The following is a 14,849-nucleotide window of genomic DNA, read 5'->3' on the forward strand; positions in this document are numbered from 1 at the left end:
TAATGACGTGTCCGTGGGAAGACCTCCAGCCGTGAGCCACCAGGCTAGCCCCTGGGTGATCGCCCTGGTCGCCCTGCTCGTGGTCTGTCTCCCGGCCCCGGCCGCCCGGGCCGAGAGTGACCTCCGCATCAGCAACCTCTCCATCTTCCTCAACGATTTCGACGTCACCGTCCAGGGCGTGCTCTTGGGCGCCGTGCCGTCCACGCTCACCGAGAGCTTGCACAGCGGCGTGCCCGTGCACGTGCGCTTCCTCGTAGAGCTTTGGCAGCAGCGCTTCCGCAACCGGCTCCTGCAATCGCGCACGATCGAGCGCCAGGTGACGTACAACCCCGCGACCAAGGAGTACAAGGTCGTGTCGCTCGGCGGCGAGGAGCGCGAGCCCTTCATGACCAAGAAGTTCCGCGAGGCCCAGCGCGTCGTCTCCGAGCTCCGCGCCGGCAAGCTCGCCCCGGACGCCGCGCTCGACCCCCAGGAGCTCTACTTCATCCGGGTCCGCGCCGACGTCTCGCTCAACGGCGTCAACTCGTGGATCGCCCGGTTCAGCGGAGAGGCGGCCGAGTCGGACTGGGTCCAGTCGCCGCTGCTCACACCCACGAGGCGCCAGTGAGCCCGCTGATCGACACCCCGGCCGAGCAGCGGGGCCATTACCGGCGCAACCTGCTCATCGTCTCCGGCGGGCTCGCGCTCCTGGCCCTGGCGTGGTGGGGGTTCAAGGTCTGGCTTCATACGCCACAGGTTCCCCTCGCCTCCAACCTGGCCGTATTCGCGCTCTTCAACCTGAACCTGATCGTCTTCCTGCTGCTCGTGCTCCTGCTCTTCCGCAACCTGGTCAAGCTCGCCTTCGAGCGGCGGCAGAAGGTCCTGGGCGCCCGGTTCAAGGCCAAGCTTGTCCTCGCCTTCCTGTCGCTGTCGCTGACGCCGGCCATCCTCATCTTCATCATTGCGTCGAACTTCATCAACACGTCGATCGAGGGCTGGTTCAAGCCGCAGGTGGAGCGGCCGCTCGACCAGGCCCTCGAGGTCGCGCAGACGTACTACCAGGGCCAGGAGGCCATGGCCCTGCGCCACGCGCGCTACATGGCCGACGTGCTCGCGCGCGAGGGTTTCATGGCCCCGAACCAGCGCCCGGTGCTGCAGACGTACCTCAACGGCCAGCAGGAGCGGCTCGGGCTCGCCGCCATCACGGTCTTCAACCGCGGCGGCCAGCTGATCGTGCACGCCAGGGACGCGACGATCGGGCCCGCCGTGCCGACGAAGTCGGTGAACAAGGAGCAGGTGAGACAGGGGCTCGCCGGGAAGGAAGTGACGACGGTCCACGAGCTCGATCGGGGCGACATGATCCAGGCCATCGTGCCCATCAAGAGCAGCGACCGCGGAGTCGCGGGCGCGCTCGTCGTCGGCAGCTACGTGACGCAGCGGCTCGAGTCCCGCCTGCGGGGCATCAGCCAGTCCTTCCAGGAGTACAAGCAGCTTCGGCTGCTCAAGCAGCCGCTCAAGGGCATCTACATCCTGCTCTTCCTCCTGATGACCCTCGTCATCGTCTTCTCGGCGACGTGGTTCGGCCTCTACCTCGCGCGCGGCATCACGGAGCCCATCCAGATGCTCGCGGAGGGCACGCGGGCGGTCGCCGCGGGCAACCTGAACTACAAGGTCCTGGTCCGCGCCGACGACGAGATCGGCGTCCTCGTCGACTCCTTCAACCGGATGACGAGCGACCTCGCCTCCTCGCAGACCAAGCTCGAATACACGTACCGCGATCTCCAGGCCAAGCACGAGGAGGTCGAGCAGCGGCGCCGCTATACGGAGACCGTCCTCGAGGCCGTCGCCACGGGCGTGCTCTCGCTCGACCCGGCCGGGCGCATCACGACCATCAACGGCGCCGCCGAGCGCATGCTGGGCGTGCCGGCCGCGTCGGCCCAAGGCCAGCCCGCTTCGGCCGTGCTGCGGCCGCCGATGCACTCCGAGCTCGCCGCGCTGATCCAGCGCATGAACCGGCTGCGCGAGGGCGCGCTCGAGCGCGAGGTCCACCTCCGTCGCGATGGCCACGCGGTCACGCTGCTGGCCTCGGCGACGGTCCTCAAGGGGCCCGAGGGCGCCTACCTGGGCATGGTGCTCGTCTTCGACGACCTGACTGAGCTCCTCAAGGCCCAGCGCCTGGCGGCCTGGCGCGAAGTCGCACAGCGCATCGCGCACGAGATCAAGAACCCGCTGACGCCGATCCAGCTCTCGGCCCAGCGACTCCGGCGCCGGCTGTCCACCGACCGGAGCCCGGAGGAGAAGCAGCTCCTCGAAGAAGCCACGGCCACCATCGTGCAGGAGGTCGAGGGGCTCAAGCAGCTGGTCGACGAGTTCTCGCGCTTCGCGCGGATGCCGGCGCTCCAGCCCCGCGCCACGGACCTCGGGCGCCTGCTCGAGGGCGTGGTCGTCCTCTACCGCGAGTCCCATCCCGGGCTCGCCATCAAGGCGTCGTTCTCGCCCGACATGCCGCCGGTCGAGGTCGACCCGGACCAGATCAAGCGCGCGGTGCTGAACCTCGTGGACAACGCGGTCGAGGCGGTGGGCGGCGTGGGCGCCGTCACGGTCGAGACCATCTGGCTGCCGGAGAGCCGGCGCGCGCGCATCGTCGTCGCAGATGACGGCCCCGGTATCCCGGCCGAGGACAAGGAGCGGCTCTTCCTGCCGTACTTCTCGACCAAGGCCGGCGGCACGGGCCTGGGCCTCCCCATCGTGCACCAGATCGTCACCGACCACGGCGGCACCATCTGGGTCGAGGACGCCGTGCCGCAGGGTACGCGCTTCGTCGTGGAGCTGCCCGTTGGCCGCCTGGCGGTCGCCCCGGCCGAGCCCGAAGCGACAGTGAAGGCCGGCTAGATGTCGGCCGAGCACATCCTGATCGTGGACGATGAGCGCGCCATCCAGACGTCCCTGCGGGGCGTGCTCGAAGACGAGGGATATCGGGTCACGGCCGTGGGCTCCGCCGAGGAGGCGCTGGCGCGCCTCGCCGACGACGCGCCGGATCTGGTCTTCCTCGACATCTGGATGCCCGGCATGGACGGCCTCGAGGCGCTGGCCGAGATCAAGCAGCGGCGGCCGGAGACGGCCGTGGTGATGATCTCGGGCCACGGCACCATCGAAACCGCCGTCAAGGCGACCAAGCTCGGCGCGTACGACTTCGTGGAAAAGCCGCTCTCCCTCGAGAAGACGCTCCTCGTCGTGGAGCGCACGCTCGAGCATGCCCGCCTGGAGCAGCAGCATCGCCAGCTGCGGGAGCGCGTGGAGCGCGGCCAGGAGATCGTCGGCAAGTGCGCCGTGATCGAGGAGCTGCGCCAGCAGATCGCGGTCGCGGCGCCGACAACGGGGCGCGTCCTCATCCACGGCGAGAGCGGCTCGGGCAAGGAGCTGGTCGCGCGCGCCATCCACGCCCGCTCTACCCGTGCCGAGGGGCCCTTCGTCGAGGTCAACTGCGCCGCGGTACCGGAGGAGCTGATCGAGTCCGAGCTCTTCGGCCACGAGCGGGGCGCCTTCACCGGCGCCGTGGCGCGCCGCCGGGGCAAGTTCGAGCTGGCGGACGGCGGCACGCTCTTCCTCGACGAGATCGGGGACATGAGTCTCAAGACCCAGGCCAAGGTGCTGCGCGTCCTGGAGGAGCAGGCGTTCGAGCGGGTCGGCGGCAAGGAGACGATCCGCGTGGACGTCCGCGTCATCACCGCCTCGAACCAGAACCTCCAGGAGCAGATCGGCGCCGGCCGCTTCCGCGAGGATCTCTTTTATCGGCTTAACGTCATCCCGATCGAGGTGCCGCCGCTCCGCAAGCGCAAGGAGGATATCCCGGCGCTGGTGGAGCACTTCATCGCGCTCTTCTCGGCCGAGAACGGGCGGCGCCCGAAGACCATCGCCGCCGAGGCGCTCGCCTACTTCCTCACCTACGACTGGCCGGGCAACGTGCGCGAGCTCCGCAACATGGTCGAGCGGCTGGTCATCATGGCCCCCCGCGACGTCATCGGTCCAGAGGACCTGCCGCCACCGCTCCGCACCCGCGAGGAGGCGGAGGCCGGCGACGGCCCGCAGCGCGACCGGAAGCTCAAGGACGCCCGCGACGCCTTCGAGCGCGCCTACATCCTGGGCGAGCTGCGCGCGCACGAGTGGAACATGACCCGCACGGCCGAGAAGCTCGGCATCGAGCGCAGTCACCTCTACCGCAAGCTCAAGACCTACGGCATCAGCCCGCCCAAGCCGTAGCGGGCGTTTCCTTCAGCGGGGTTTCGTGATACCTAGGTAGGGCCCCTGCCGCGCCAGTGCCGTCGTGGAACAGCCGGGCACAACCTGGGACAAGATTCCACTCGGGTCTCGACCCGCCAAGGAGGATCAGGATGCGACGTGTCTCCGGGCTTCTCTCCATCGTGCTGGCTGTCGCGCTCAGCGCCGTCGGTCCGGCGCTTGCCCAATCGAAGGAGCCCGTCAAGATCGGGCTGTCGGCCGCCGTCTCCGGCGGCTCCGCCGCCTCGGGTGAGGCGATCAAGCGCGGGCTCCTGATCGCCATCGACGAGATCAACGCCAAGGGCGGCGTGCTCGGCGGGCGCAAGCTCGAGCTGGTCATTCGCGACGATGAGGGCAACCCCCAGAAGGGCGTCACCATCGCGCGCGAGCTCGTCGAGCGCGAGAAGGTCGCGGCGATCTTCGGCGGCCTGCACACGACGGTAGCGCTCGCGCAGGTGCCGGTCTGGCAGGAGCTCAAGACGCCGTACATGGGCGCCTGGGCCGCCGGCACCAACATCACGCGCAACGGGCAGACGCCGAACTACGTGTTCCGCGTCTCGGCCAACGACGACTACGTCGACCGGTTCCTGTCGCGCTACGCGATCGAGGTGCTGAAGAAGAGCAAGCCGGGCCTGCTGCTCGAGAACACGCCCTGGGGGCAGTCCAACGAGGCCGGCTTGACCAAGTGGTTCGGCGAGAAGGGCATCAAGGCGGTCGGCGTCGAGCGCTTCAACTGGAACGACCCCGACATGAGCCCGCAGCTCCTCCGCCTCAAGAGCGCGGGCGCCGACCACATCGTGCTCGTGGCCAACGCGCCCGAGGGCGCGCAGGTCCTGCGCTCCAAGGCCAAGCTCGGCTGGGACACGGCCATGATCTCGCACTGGGGCATCTCGGGCGGCCGCTTCGCCGAGCTGACAGGCGACCTGTCCGAGGGCGTCACCTTCCTCCAGACGTACACCTTCTCCGGCAAGCAGAGCGACCGCGGCCAGTACGTGCTCAAGATGCTGCGCGAGAAGTACGGCGTGAAGGAGCCGGGCGACGTCATCGCGCCGGTGGGCACGGCGAACGCCTACGACGGCCTCCACCTCGTCGCGCTCGCCATCGACCAGGCCGGATCCACCGACGGGCCCAAGGTCCGCGATGCGCTCGAGAACCTCAAGGGCGAGTACAAGGGGCTCATCAAGACCTACAAGCGGCCGTTCACGCCCGAGCAGCACGACGCGCTGACCGACGAAGACTACGTCATGGTCGTCTGGAAGAGCGGCAAGATCGTCCCGGTGACTATGAAGTAACTTGCTCGTCCAGCTCGTCGTCACCGGCTTGGCCCTGGGCAGCATGTACGGGCTGGTCGCCCTCGGGTACCACATCACCTGGGCGACCAGCCGGACCATGAACTTCTCCCAGGGCCACGCCGTGATGGCGGGCGCGGTGGTCGCCTACACCGTCTTCGTAGCGCTGGGCTGGCCCTTCCCCCTGGCCCTCGTGATCACGCTGGCCGCGCTCGCCGGCTACGGCGCCCTCGTCGAGCGCATCGCCGTCCGCCCTTTCTTCCTCCGCGCCTCGCCCGCCTGGCTGCTCGCCACCATCGCCGTCGGCATCATCGCGGAGAACGTGGCGCAGCTGACCTTCGGCAAGGACGCGCGCGCCTTCCCCTCGCCGCTCATGCAGAAGCCCATCTTCGTGGGCTCGGCCGGCTTCTATCCTCAAGAGCTCCTGGTGCCGGTAGTGGGGCTCCTGCTCATGGGCGTGGTCCAGCTCTTCTACCACCGGACCTCGTACGGCAAGCAGCTCAAGGCCGTGGCCTGGAACCCCGAGGCCGCCGGGCTCATGGGCATCAACATCCCTCGCGCGGTCATGGCCTCCTACGCGCTCTCGGCCATTCTGGCCGGCGTGGCCGGAGTGCTGCTGGCGCCGCTCCTCAACGTGGCGCCGCAGATGGGCACCATCATCGGGCTCAAGGCCTTCGCCGTCGCCATCATCGGCGGGCTCACCTCCGCGCCCGGCATCGTCATCGCGGGCCTCGGGTACGGGCTCGTCGAGGCCTTCACTGCCGGCTATATCTCCACCCGCGCCCGCGAGATCGTAGGCTTCGGGCTCGTGATCCTGGTGCTGATCCTGAAGCCGTGGGGACTAATGGGCGATAAGCCGTCGAGGCGGGTGTAGTGGACCGGCTGGGCTGGGCCGCCCTCGCCGCGGCGGCTGCCATCATTCCGCTCCTCACGTCCAACACGTACTACCTCTACGTCGCTATGTCCGTCGGGCTCCTGACGATCGTGACGGCCGGGCTCAACGTGCTGGTGGGCTTCACCGGCCAGACCTCGCTCGGCCACGCGGGCCTCTACGCCTTCGGCGCCTACACGGCCGCGCTCTGCGCCACTCGCGCGGGGCTGGGAGAGTGGGCGGCCATCGCCGCGGCCATCGCCGTCACCTCCGTCGTCGGCGCCGCGGTCGCCGCCGCCGCGCTCCGTGTCTCCGGGCCCTATCTCGCGATGGTCACCATCGCCTTCGGCCTGATCGTCGAGGGGGTGCTGATCGAGTGGGGCTCGGTCACCGGCGGGCCCGGCGGGATCTTCAACATCCCCAAGCCCGCGCTCCGCACCCACTACTGGACCGTGATGCTGGCGGCCGCGCTGGCGCTCTGGCTCACCGCCAACCTTCGCCGCTCGGCCTGGGGGCGCGCCTTCCTCGCGGTCAAGAGCAGCGAGGTCGCCGCGGAGTCGCTGGGGCTGTCCTCCTACTACGTGCGCATCGCCGCGTTCACCGTCTCGGCCGCGTTCACGGGCGCGGCAGGGGCGCTCTTCACGTTCCTGAACGGCTACATCTCGCCCGACAGCTTCACGCTGCAGACCTCGATCGTCTTCCTCCTGGCCCTCCTCTTCGGCGGGCTCGGGCGCATCGCCGGCCCCGTCGCGGGCAGCCTCGCGCTCACCATCCTGCCGGAGCTCCTGACCAGGCTCCTGGACTACCGTCTCATCCTCTACGGCGCGCTCTTGCTCGTGTCGATCTACTGGCTGCCCGAAGGCGTGATAGGCAAGGTCTCGAAAGCGCGGCGCGCAGGAAGTCGCACCCCCTCACCCAGCCCTCTCCCCCTCGCGGGGAGAGGGTCCAAGACTCCCTCTCCCCGCTGGGGAGAGGGCCGGGGTGAGGGGCAGCCGCACGGTCCGCTGCTCACCGCGAGCGGAGTGAGCCTCGCGTTCGGCGGCGTCACGGCCCTCGCCGAAGTTAACGTCGCGGTCGACGGCGGAAGCGTCCACGCCCTCATCGGGCCGAATGGCGCCGGCAAGACCTCGCTCCTTAACCTATTGTCGGGCTTCTACGCCGCCGACGCCGGAAGCATCGCGCTCGCCGGCCGCTCCATCGTCGGCCTGCAGCCCTATGCGGTCGCGAGGCGGGGCATCGCCCGCACCTTCCAGACAGCGCAGGTCTTCGGCGGTCTCTCGGCGAGGGAGAACGTCGCGGTGGGCGTCGCGGGCCCTCGGCTCGGTACCGTCCTCGGCGCGCTCGCCGGGACGCCCGGCGCCCGCGCTCGCGAAGCCGCGATCCAGGCGCGCGCCCAGGCGCTGCTCGAAGCGCTCGGGCTCGGCGATGTCGCCGAAGAGCCCGCCGAGGCGCTGGCGGCCGGCCTCCGGCGCAAGCTCGAGATCGCCCGGGCGCTCGCCACAGGGCCCCTGCTCCTGATGCTCGACGAGCCGGCAGCGGGCCTCTCGCCCGCTGAGATCGCGGCGCTGGACGAGCAGTTGACCGCGCTCCGCGAGCAAGGCGGCCCGGCCGTGATCCTCGTGGAGCACCACATGGATCTCGTGATGGCCGTCTCGGACCGGATCACGGTGCTCGACTACGGGCGGGTCATCGCCGACGGAGCTCCTGACGCGATCCGCCGCGACCGGGCGGTGATCGAGGCCTACCTGGGCTCCGCGTCATGAGCGCGCTCGCGGTCTCCGGGCTCCGCGTCTCCTACGGCGCCGTCGCCGTCCTCCACGACGTCACGCTGGACGTCCGGCCGGGGGAGATCGTCTGCGTCATCGGGGCCAACGGCGCGGGCAAGACGACCTTGCTGAAGACCATCGCCGGTGTCCTCCGTCCCGTCGCGGGTCAGGTCGTCGCGGACGGCCGGGACATCGCCGGCCGGCCCTCGTGGTGGGTGGCGCGGCACGGCATCGCGCTCGTGCCCGAGGGGCGCGGCGTCTTCGCGGACCAGAGCGTGCGCGACAACCTCATGCTGGGCGCCCTGGCGCGCTCGAGCGGGCGCGACGCTGCGGCGGTCCGCGCGGACCTCGAGAGCGCCCTCACCCTCTTCCCCGCCCTCGCCGAAAAGCTCGAGCTTCCCGCCGGCGCCCTCTCCGGCGGCCAGCAGCAGATGCTGGCGGTGGCGCGCGGGCTCATGGCCAGGCCGCGCGTGCTGCTGCTCGACGAGCCGTCATTGGGCCTGGCGCCCATCCTCGTGCGGGAGATCTTCGCCGCGATCGAGCGATTGAGAACCCAAGGCGTGACGGTTTTGCTGGTCGAGCAGATGGCCGCACAGGCCCTGGCACTGGCCGACCGCGCCTATGTCCTCGAGCGCGGGCGCATCACGCTCGAAGGCCCCGCCCGGGAGGTTCGAAGCAATCCGGCGGTGATCGACGCGTACCTCGGGCGCCGCGCCAACGCGGGCGCGCCTTGAAGGCCCGGCCGACGGCGACTATGATGCCATCCGCCATGCCTGCCACGCCTCCGCGGTCCGCCGTCCTCGATCCCCTGCGCGTGATGCGGCTGGGAAGCGCCTCGCTGGAGCGGCTCTCGCGCGAGCCCGAGAAGACGGGCCGCGTCCACTCAGTCTTCGAGCGCGCGGTCAACGTCCTCTGGCGTGACGGCCGCCTGCTGACGCTCCACGGCCCGGGACCGCTCGCGGCGCCGTTCGCCGTCGCGCTCGATCGGCTGCCCCCGCGCGGAACCGTGGCGCCCGGGATGCCGATCGGGAGCTGGAACTTCGATTGGCGGGACGCCGAGCGCGTGGCGCTCGAGATGCCGGACGGCCCGCTCGGCTTCGCCGCGGATGCCCTACCCGAGCGGGCGGGCGCGCAGGCTCTGCGCTCCCCGGCCGGCGCGCGGGCGCGGCAGGCGCTCGCCCGCGGCATCGCGGCGGGCGACGCCCGCGCATACGCCGACGCCGCCTGCGCGCTCATCGGGTTCGGCGAGGGTCTCACGCCCGCGGGAGACGACTGCGTGCTCGGCGCGCTAGCCGCGGTTCACCGCCTGGCGCCCGGCTGGCTCGCGGCGCACGCGGGACAGCGCGACCGGCTCGCCGAGGCGGCCCGGACCCGGACTACCGACTTGGCGCGGGACTTTCTCCTTGAGGCCCTCGACGGGCGATTCGCCGAGCCCGTCCTCGCCCTCCTGACCGCCCGCTCCGACGATCTCGCCGGGAACGCGGCCAGACGGCTCCTCGCGATGGGGGCGACCTCCGGCGCCGACACCCTCTGCGGCATCCGCCTCGGGTGCCGCGCGCTCGAGGCCCGCGTGGCCCGGCGATAGATGATCCCGTCCTTCGATCTCCTGCTGCAGGGCTGTCGCCTGCCCGACGGGCGGCTCGTGGACCTCGGCACGCTCGAAGGCAAGATCGCCGAGATCGGCTCGCTGACGGGCCACCCGGCCCACCGCGCCGTGGACTGCGGCGGCCGGGTCCTCACGCCGGGGCTCGTGGACGCTCACATCCATCTCGACAAGGCGCTCCTTTCCGAGCGGGCGCCCTCGATCGAAGGCACGGTGGCCGAGGCGCTCCGGGTGACCGCAGAGGCCAAGCGGCGCTTCACGGTCGAAGACATCGGCGCCCGCGCCCGCCGGGTCCTCGACCAGGCCGTGCGCGCCGGCACCACGGCCATGCGCAGCCACGTCGAAATCGACCCCATCGTAGGGCTCAAGGGCCTCGAGGCGCTCACCAAGCTCAAGCGCGAGTACGCGCCGGCCATCGACCTCCAGCTCTGCGCCTTTGCGCAGGAGGGCATCCTCCGCTCGCCCGGGACGGAAGGCCTGCTCGCCCAAGCGCTGCGGAACGGCGCCAATCTGATCGGCGGCTGCCCGTACAACGACACGGACGCCCACGCCCAGATCGACATCGTCTTCCGCCTCGCGCGCGAGTTCGACGTGGACGTGGACTTCCACATCGACTTCTTCGACGAGCCCGAGCATATGGACGTCCTCTACGTCGCCGAGCAGACCGTGCGCTTCGGCTGGCAGGGGCGCGTCGCCGTCGGGCACGCGAGCGAGCTCGCGGCGCTCCCGCTGGACGAGCTCGACCGGGCCGCCGCGATCCTCAAGGACGCGGGCGTCGGCGTCATCATCCTGCCCGCGACGGACCTCTACCTCATGGGGCGGAAGGACGTCAGGAACGTCCGGCGCGGCGTGGCGCCGGCCAAGCGGCTCCTGGCGGCGGGCGTGACCGTGGCGGCGGCGACCAACAATATCCTGAACGCCTTCACCCCGATGGGCACGGGCGACCTCGCCCTCATGGGCTACCTGATGACGGCGGCCGCGCACATGGGCACCGAGCGCGACGTCGCCGACATCCTGGCCATGCTGACCGAGCACCCCGCGCGGATCCTCCGGCTGCCCGACTACGGCCTCCGCGTGGGCGCCCGGGCCGACCTCGTGCTCTGGGAGACAGAGCGGGCGGCCGAGGTCGTGACGACCATGGCGCCCCGCCGGCTCGTCGTCAAGGCCGGGCGGCTGTCCCTCGAGCACGAGCGCACCTGCAGGGAGTTCTGGCGCAGCGGCGCGTGATCATGCCAGACTGAGAACCCGATATGGACGCGCTCCGGACCCTCGAGATCCTCATCACCTCCCGCACGCCTCTCATCGCCATCGAAACGCTCGAGGAGGAGCGTGTCGAGCAGGCGCTCGAGCGCGTCGCCCAGCGGCTCAGGATCCCGCTCTTCGTCTGGACCATGACGCGCGGCCTCCGGCGCGCCGGCGCGCTCGACGCCCTCTACGACACCAAGGAGCCGCTCAAGGCGCTCCGCAACCTCGCCGACCTGCCCAACGAGGGCATCTATCTCATGAAGGACCTCTACCGCTCGCTGGGCGACGCGGCCGTGGTCCGGACGCTCCAGGACCTGGCGCGCACCTTCGCGCGCGACCGGCGCGCCATCGTGCTCACGGCCCCGCGCGTAGAGCTGCCCTCGGAGCTGGCCGCCCTGGCGAGCCTCGTCAAGCTCGAGCTGCCGACCGAGGCCGACCTCCGCGCGCTCGCGCAGGAGGTCTTCGGCAATCTCGCGCGCCAGCACCGGCTCGGGCCGCCGCCCGCTCCCGACATCCTCGACAAGATGGCCGCGGCGCTCCGGGGCTTGACGCTCTTCGAGGCGGAGCGCGCGCTGACGCGCGCCGTGCTCGACGACCTGACGCTCGGCCCCCGCGACATCGAGGTGATCGCCGGGATGAAGAAGGAGATCCTCTCGCGCGAGCGGGTGCTCGACTGCGTGCCGCAGAAAGAGGGCCTCGACGACGTGGGCGGCCTGCGCGGCCTCAAGGCCTGGCTCGAGAAGCGCCGGAATGCCTTCACGCCCGAGGCCAAGCAGTTCGGCGTCGAGGCACCGCGCGGCATCCTGCTCCTGGGCGTCCAAGGCTGCGGCAAGAGCCTGGCGGCCAAGGCCGTCGCCAAGACGTGGGAGCTGCCGCTCCTGAGACTCGAGCCGGGCCGGCTCTTCGACAAGTTCGTCGGAGAGTCGGAGAAGAACCTCGACCGGGCGCTGGCCACGGCCGAGCGCATGGCGCCCTGCGTGCTGATGATCGACGAGATCGAGAAGGGCTTCGCGTCGGTCGTGAGCTCCGAGTCCGACGGCGGGCTCTCGCGCCGCATCCTGGGGCGCCTGCTTGGCTGGATGCAGGAGCGCGAGGCGCCGGTCTTTCTCGTGGCGACGTGCAACCAGATCACCGCGCTGCCGCCTGAACTCATGCGAAAGGGCCGCTTCGACGAGATCTTCTTCATCGACCTGCCCGCCGCCGATGAGCGCCGCCAGATCTTCGCCATCCATCTCATCCGCAGGCATCGCGACCCCGCGGGCTTCGACCTCCCCGCGCTCGCCGCGGCGTCGGAGGGCTTCAGCGGCGCCGAGATCGAGCAGGCCGTCGTGGCCGCGCTCTACACGGCCTTCGCGCGGCGCACGGAGCTTTCGACCGAGCACATCCTGGAGGAGCTCAAGGCGACCAAGCCCCTGTCCGTCACGCGGGCCGAGGAGGTCGGGGACCTGCGCGAGTGGGCGCGGGGCCGGGCGGTGCCTGCCTCGTGACCATGCTCGACGGCATCCGCGTCCTCGACCTCTCGCGCGTGATCGCGGGACCGTACTGCGCCGCGCTCCTGGGCGACCTCGGCGCCGACGTGATCAAGGTCGAGCGCCCCCCGGCGGGCGACGACCTGCGCGTGCTCCGCGGGCGGAATGGGATGAGCGCGTCCTTCGGCGCCATCAACCGCAACAAGCGGGGCATTGCGCTCGACCTCCAGAACCCCGAGGGGAGCAAGGTCGCCTTCGAGCTGGCGCGCCGGGCCGACGTGGTCGTGGAGAACTTCCTGCCCGGAGTGGCCGCCAAGCTCGGCCTGGGCTACGAGGCGGTGAGCGCCGTGAACCCGGCCGTCGTGTACGTCTCGGTCACGGGCTTCGGCCAGACGGGGCCGCATGCGAAGCGCCCCGGCTACAATACCATCGCCCAGGGCATGAGCGGCCTGATGGCGCTCACCGGCCACCCCGGCGATCCGCCGACGCGGGTGGCCGGCTCCACGTCGGATCTCTCGGCGGCCCTCGTGGCCTTCGGCAGCGTCTGCGCCGCGCTCGTCTACCGCTTCCGCGCCGGCCGCGGCCAGTACCTCGACGTGAATCTATTGGCTTCCAGCCTGTCGCTGCTGCCCGATCCCACCGCCATCTACTTCGACACGGGCGTCCGGCCCACGCGCCAGGGCAACCGCAACCCGGCGATCGCCCCGGGCGGGGCGTACAAGACGCAGGACGGCTACATCAACATCGTGATCATGAACACGAACCAGTGGGGGCGCTTCTGCGGCGCGCTCGGCGAGCCAGAGCTCGAGACCGATCCGCGGTTCGCAACGAACGCCGAGCGGATCTCGCGCTACGACGAGTTCCAGGCGTACGTGGACACGCGGCTCAGCAAGGCGCCGACGGCCGAATGGGTCGAGCGCTTCGAGGCCGCCTCCATCGCCGCCGGTCCCGTCTACGAATTCCACGAGGTCTTCGAGGATCCTCAAGTTAGGCACCTGGGGCTCGTCACGGAGATGGACCAGCCGGGCCTGGGTCCGGTGCACGCGCTGGGCTTCCCCGCCCGCGCGTCGCTGACTCCCGCCTCGATCCGCCGCCCCGCCCCGCTCCTCGGCCAGCACACCGCCGAGGTCCTGCGCGAGCTGGGCTACGCCGAGGACGAGATCAAGCGCCTGGCCGAGATGGGCGCCGTCGCCCTCGGCGCCGTGATGCCTCGGAAGTAGGTGTTACCGAACGGCGAGGGTGATGCCTCACAAATATGTTACCCATGGGCGGCCTCGTCCATGCCGCTCGGGTATCACGGGCGCCGGGAGCGGTCAACGTCCAGAATTAGATTCAGAGAGGGGGACAGCACCCCTCTTTGGGGGACTCCGGGAGGGGAACGCGGGCGCCGGGGGCTTCCCGGCGCCCGCTTGGTCGTCAGTCCACTTCGATCTTCAGCGCATTGCAGATGCGCGTGGTGGCGTTGGCCGTGGCGACCGTCACCGCCAGCTCGACCAGCTCCCGGTCCGAGAGGTGCTTCCGGAGATCCGCGTCCAGCGCCTCGTCCGTGGCGGCAGTGGCCGTGAGCTGCTCCGCATAGCGGATCACCAGATGCTCGAGCTCACTGTATTCGGCTGGATTGTCCCCATGGGTGGCCAGTCCTTCCATCTGCGCCTTCGTGAGCCCCACCCTCTGACCGAGGGCGATGTGCAGGGCGACTCAGTAGTCGCAATGGTTGAGCTGGGCGGTCCTGAGATAGGCCAGCTCCCGCAGCTTGCGGTCCAGCCGCATCTCCTTGAGCGCCACGCTGAGCGTCACGTAGCCCTCGAGCGCTCGGGGGGAATGCGCCACCACTTTGTGGAAGTTCAAGACGTGCCCGACCACCTTCTGGGCCGTGTCGTACGGGTGATCCGTCGGAACCTGGTCACGCTCGAGAAACGGTACAAGCGCCATGTCTTCCTCCCCCCTAAATCGAAATTACGTGTTTCGCCTGGTAGCACTTTTCGGCGAATTCATCTGACTTCATCCTCGTCGCCTTGCCTTTTATGTCGTTGTCGTCGACCTCACGGGCCGTCATGCAGGTGTCTCAGCAGTGAATCGTCACTCCTTCTTTGAGTGCGTCTTTGATTAATTTGTCGATCCGATCTCGGCCTTGCGGCTTAGTATGCTTAGCAATATCGTCCTTCATGAGCAGCACTCCGTCACCGAGCAGAGCCACTTTGGCCTCATACTTCTTCCCCCTGGCCGCGATTGCCGCAGCAAAGACCAGAGCTGCTCGGTACGAGTCCTCCATGCCGTACGAACCCACGTAAAGCATATAATCAGCCATTCGTATCACTCCTTTCTCCGTCACCATTGATGTGGAAGAAA

General features: G+C 69.9%; 14 protein-coding genes. 11 read left to right on the forward strand and 3 right to left on the reverse strand.

The window, feature by feature from the left end; genetic code table 11:
* Window positions 1-31: 31 nt before the first annotated feature.
* From Q7W02_17395 to Q7W02_17445, 11 genes are all read left to right on the forward strand, one after another.
* Entirely contained in the window at window positions 32-607 is a 576-nt protein-coding gene (locus Q7W02_17395) for a DUF4390 domain-containing protein (protein ID MDO8477936.1), read from the forward strand.
* Complete coding sequence (locus tag Q7W02_17400; protein ID MDO8477937.1) at window positions 604-2,871, forward strand: ATP-binding protein; 2,268 nt, start codon at window positions 604-606, stop codon at window positions 2,869-2,871. Before Q7W02_17395 ends, Q7W02_17400 begins: the two co-directional genes overlap by 4 nt.
* On the forward strand, window positions 2,872-4,239 hold the full coding sequence (locus tag Q7W02_17405; protein MDO8477938.1) for a sigma-54 dependent transcriptional regulator: 1,368 nt from the start codon (window positions 2,872-2,874) through the stop codon (window positions 4,237-4,239). It abuts the gene before it with no gap.
* A gap of 131 nt (window positions 4,240-4,370) precedes the next feature.
* On the forward strand, window positions 4,371-5,549 hold the full coding sequence (locus Q7W02_17410; GenBank protein MDO8477939.1) for an ABC transporter substrate-binding protein: 1,179 nt from the start codon (window positions 4,371-4,373) through the stop codon (window positions 5,547-5,549).
* A gap of 1 nt (window position 5,550) precedes the next feature.
* Complete coding sequence (locus Q7W02_17415; protein MDO8477940.1) at window positions 5,551-6,420, forward strand: branched-chain amino acid ABC transporter permease; 870 nt, start codon at window positions 5,551-5,553, stop codon at window positions 6,418-6,420.
* The gene (locus Q7W02_17420; protein MDO8477941.1) at window positions 6,420-8,180 is read left to right on the forward strand and encodes a branched-chain amino acid ABC transporter ATP-binding protein/permease; all 1,761 of its coding nucleotides are present in this window, start codon (window positions 6,420-6,422) and stop codon (window positions 8,178-8,180) included. Before Q7W02_17415 ends, Q7W02_17420 begins: the two co-directional genes overlap by 1 nt.
* Window positions 8,177-8,917 carry an ABC transporter ATP-binding protein gene (locus tag Q7W02_17425; protein ID MDO8477942.1) on the forward strand — a complete coding sequence of 247 codons (741 nt, stop codon included), beginning with the start codon at window positions 8,177-8,179 and terminating at the stop codon, window positions 8,915-8,917. Before Q7W02_17420 ends, Q7W02_17425 begins: the two co-directional genes overlap by 4 nt.
* 35 nt (window positions 8,918-8,952) lie before the next feature.
* The gene (locus tag Q7W02_17430) at window positions 8,953-9,768 is read left to right on the forward strand and encodes a DUF2877 domain-containing protein (protein MDO8477943.1); all 816 of its coding nucleotides are present in this window, start codon (window positions 8,953-8,955) and stop codon (window positions 9,766-9,768) included.
* Window positions 9,769-11,013, forward strand: a complete 1,245-nt coding sequence (locus Q7W02_17435; protein ID MDO8477944.1) for an amidohydrolase family protein — start codon at window positions 9,769-9,771, stop codon at window positions 11,011-11,013. It begins immediately after the preceding gene.
* Window positions 11,014-11,036: 23 nt separating this feature from the next.
* Entirely contained in the window at window positions 11,037-12,518 is a 1,482-nt protein-coding gene (locus Q7W02_17440; protein MDO8477945.1) for an AAA family ATPase, read from the forward strand.
* A gap of 2 nt (window positions 12,519-12,520) precedes the next feature.
* Window positions 12,521-13,720, forward strand: coding sequence for a CoA transferase (locus Q7W02_17445; protein MDO8477946.1), 1,200 nt, complete (start codon window positions 12,521-12,523; stop codon window positions 13,718-13,720).
* Between the two features lie 196 nt (window positions 13,721-13,916).
* On the opposite strand, the gene Q7W02_17450 is transcribed toward Q7W02_17445, so the two are convergent.
* The 3 genes from Q7W02_17450 to Q7W02_17460 form a co-directional block, all read right to left on the reverse strand.
* Complete coding sequence (locus tag Q7W02_17450) at window positions 13,917-14,147, reverse strand: hypothetical protein (GenBank protein ID MDO8477947.1); 231 nt, start codon at window positions 14,145-14,147, stop codon at window positions 13,917-13,919.
* Window positions 14,148-14,198: 51 nt separating this feature from the next.
* Window positions 14,199-14,432, reverse strand: coding sequence for a carboxymuconolactone decarboxylase family protein (locus Q7W02_17455; GenBank protein ID MDO8477948.1), 234 nt, complete (start codon window positions 14,430-14,432; stop codon window positions 14,199-14,201).
* 133 nt (window positions 14,433-14,565) lie between these two features.
* Entirely contained in the window at window positions 14,566-14,808 is a 243-nt protein-coding gene (locus tag Q7W02_17460; GenBank protein MDO8477949.1) for a DsrE family protein, read from the reverse strand.
* Window positions 14,809-14,849: the final 41 nt, after the last annotated feature.

This window comes from Candidatus Rokuibacteriota bacterium (assembly GCA_030647435.1).
GTDB lineage: Bacteria > Methylomirabilota > Methylomirabilia > Rokubacteriales > CSP1-6 > AR37.

What these genes read in the sequence shown, in the direction of transcription:
- Q7W02_17435 (MDO8477944.1), top strand. Translation starts at nt 9,769, where the DNA reads ATGATCCCGTCCTTCGATCTCCTGCTGCAGGGCTGTCGCCTGCCCGAC.
- Q7W02_17405 (MDO8477938.1), top strand. Translation starts at nt 2,872, where the DNA reads ATGTCGGCCGAGCACATCCTGATCGTGGACGATGAGCGCGCCATCCAG.
- Q7W02_17460 (MDO8477949.1), bottom strand. Translation starts at nt 14,808, where the DNA reads ATGGCTGATTATATGCTTTACGTGGGTTCGTACGGCATGGAGGACTCG.
- Q7W02_17445 (MDO8477946.1), top strand. Translation starts at nt 12,521, where the DNA reads ATGCTCGACGGCATCCGCGTCCTCGACCTCTCGCGCGTGATCGCGGGA.
- Q7W02_17425 (MDO8477942.1), top strand. Translation starts at nt 8,177, where the DNA reads ATGAGCGCGCTCGCGGTCTCCGGGCTCCGCGTCTCCTACGGCGCCGTC.
- Q7W02_17440 (MDO8477945.1), top strand. Translation starts at nt 11,037, where the DNA reads ATGGACGCGCTCCGGACCCTCGAGATCCTCATCACCTCCCGCACGCCT.
- Q7W02_17450 (MDO8477947.1), bottom strand. Translation starts at nt 14,147, where the DNA reads ATGGAAGGACTGGCCACCCATGGGGACAATCCAGCCGAATACAGTGAG.
- Q7W02_17430 (MDO8477943.1), top strand. Translation starts at nt 8,953, where the DNA reads ATGCCTGCCACGCCTCCGCGGTCCGCCGTCCTCGATCCCCTGCGCGTG.
- Q7W02_17410 (MDO8477939.1), top strand. Translation starts at nt 4,371, where the DNA reads ATGCGACGTGTCTCCGGGCTTCTCTCCATCGTGCTGGCTGTCGCGCTC.
- Q7W02_17455 (MDO8477948.1), bottom strand. Translation starts at nt 14,432, where the DNA reads ATGGCGCTTGTACCGTTTCTCGAGCGTGACCAGGTTCCGACGGATCAC.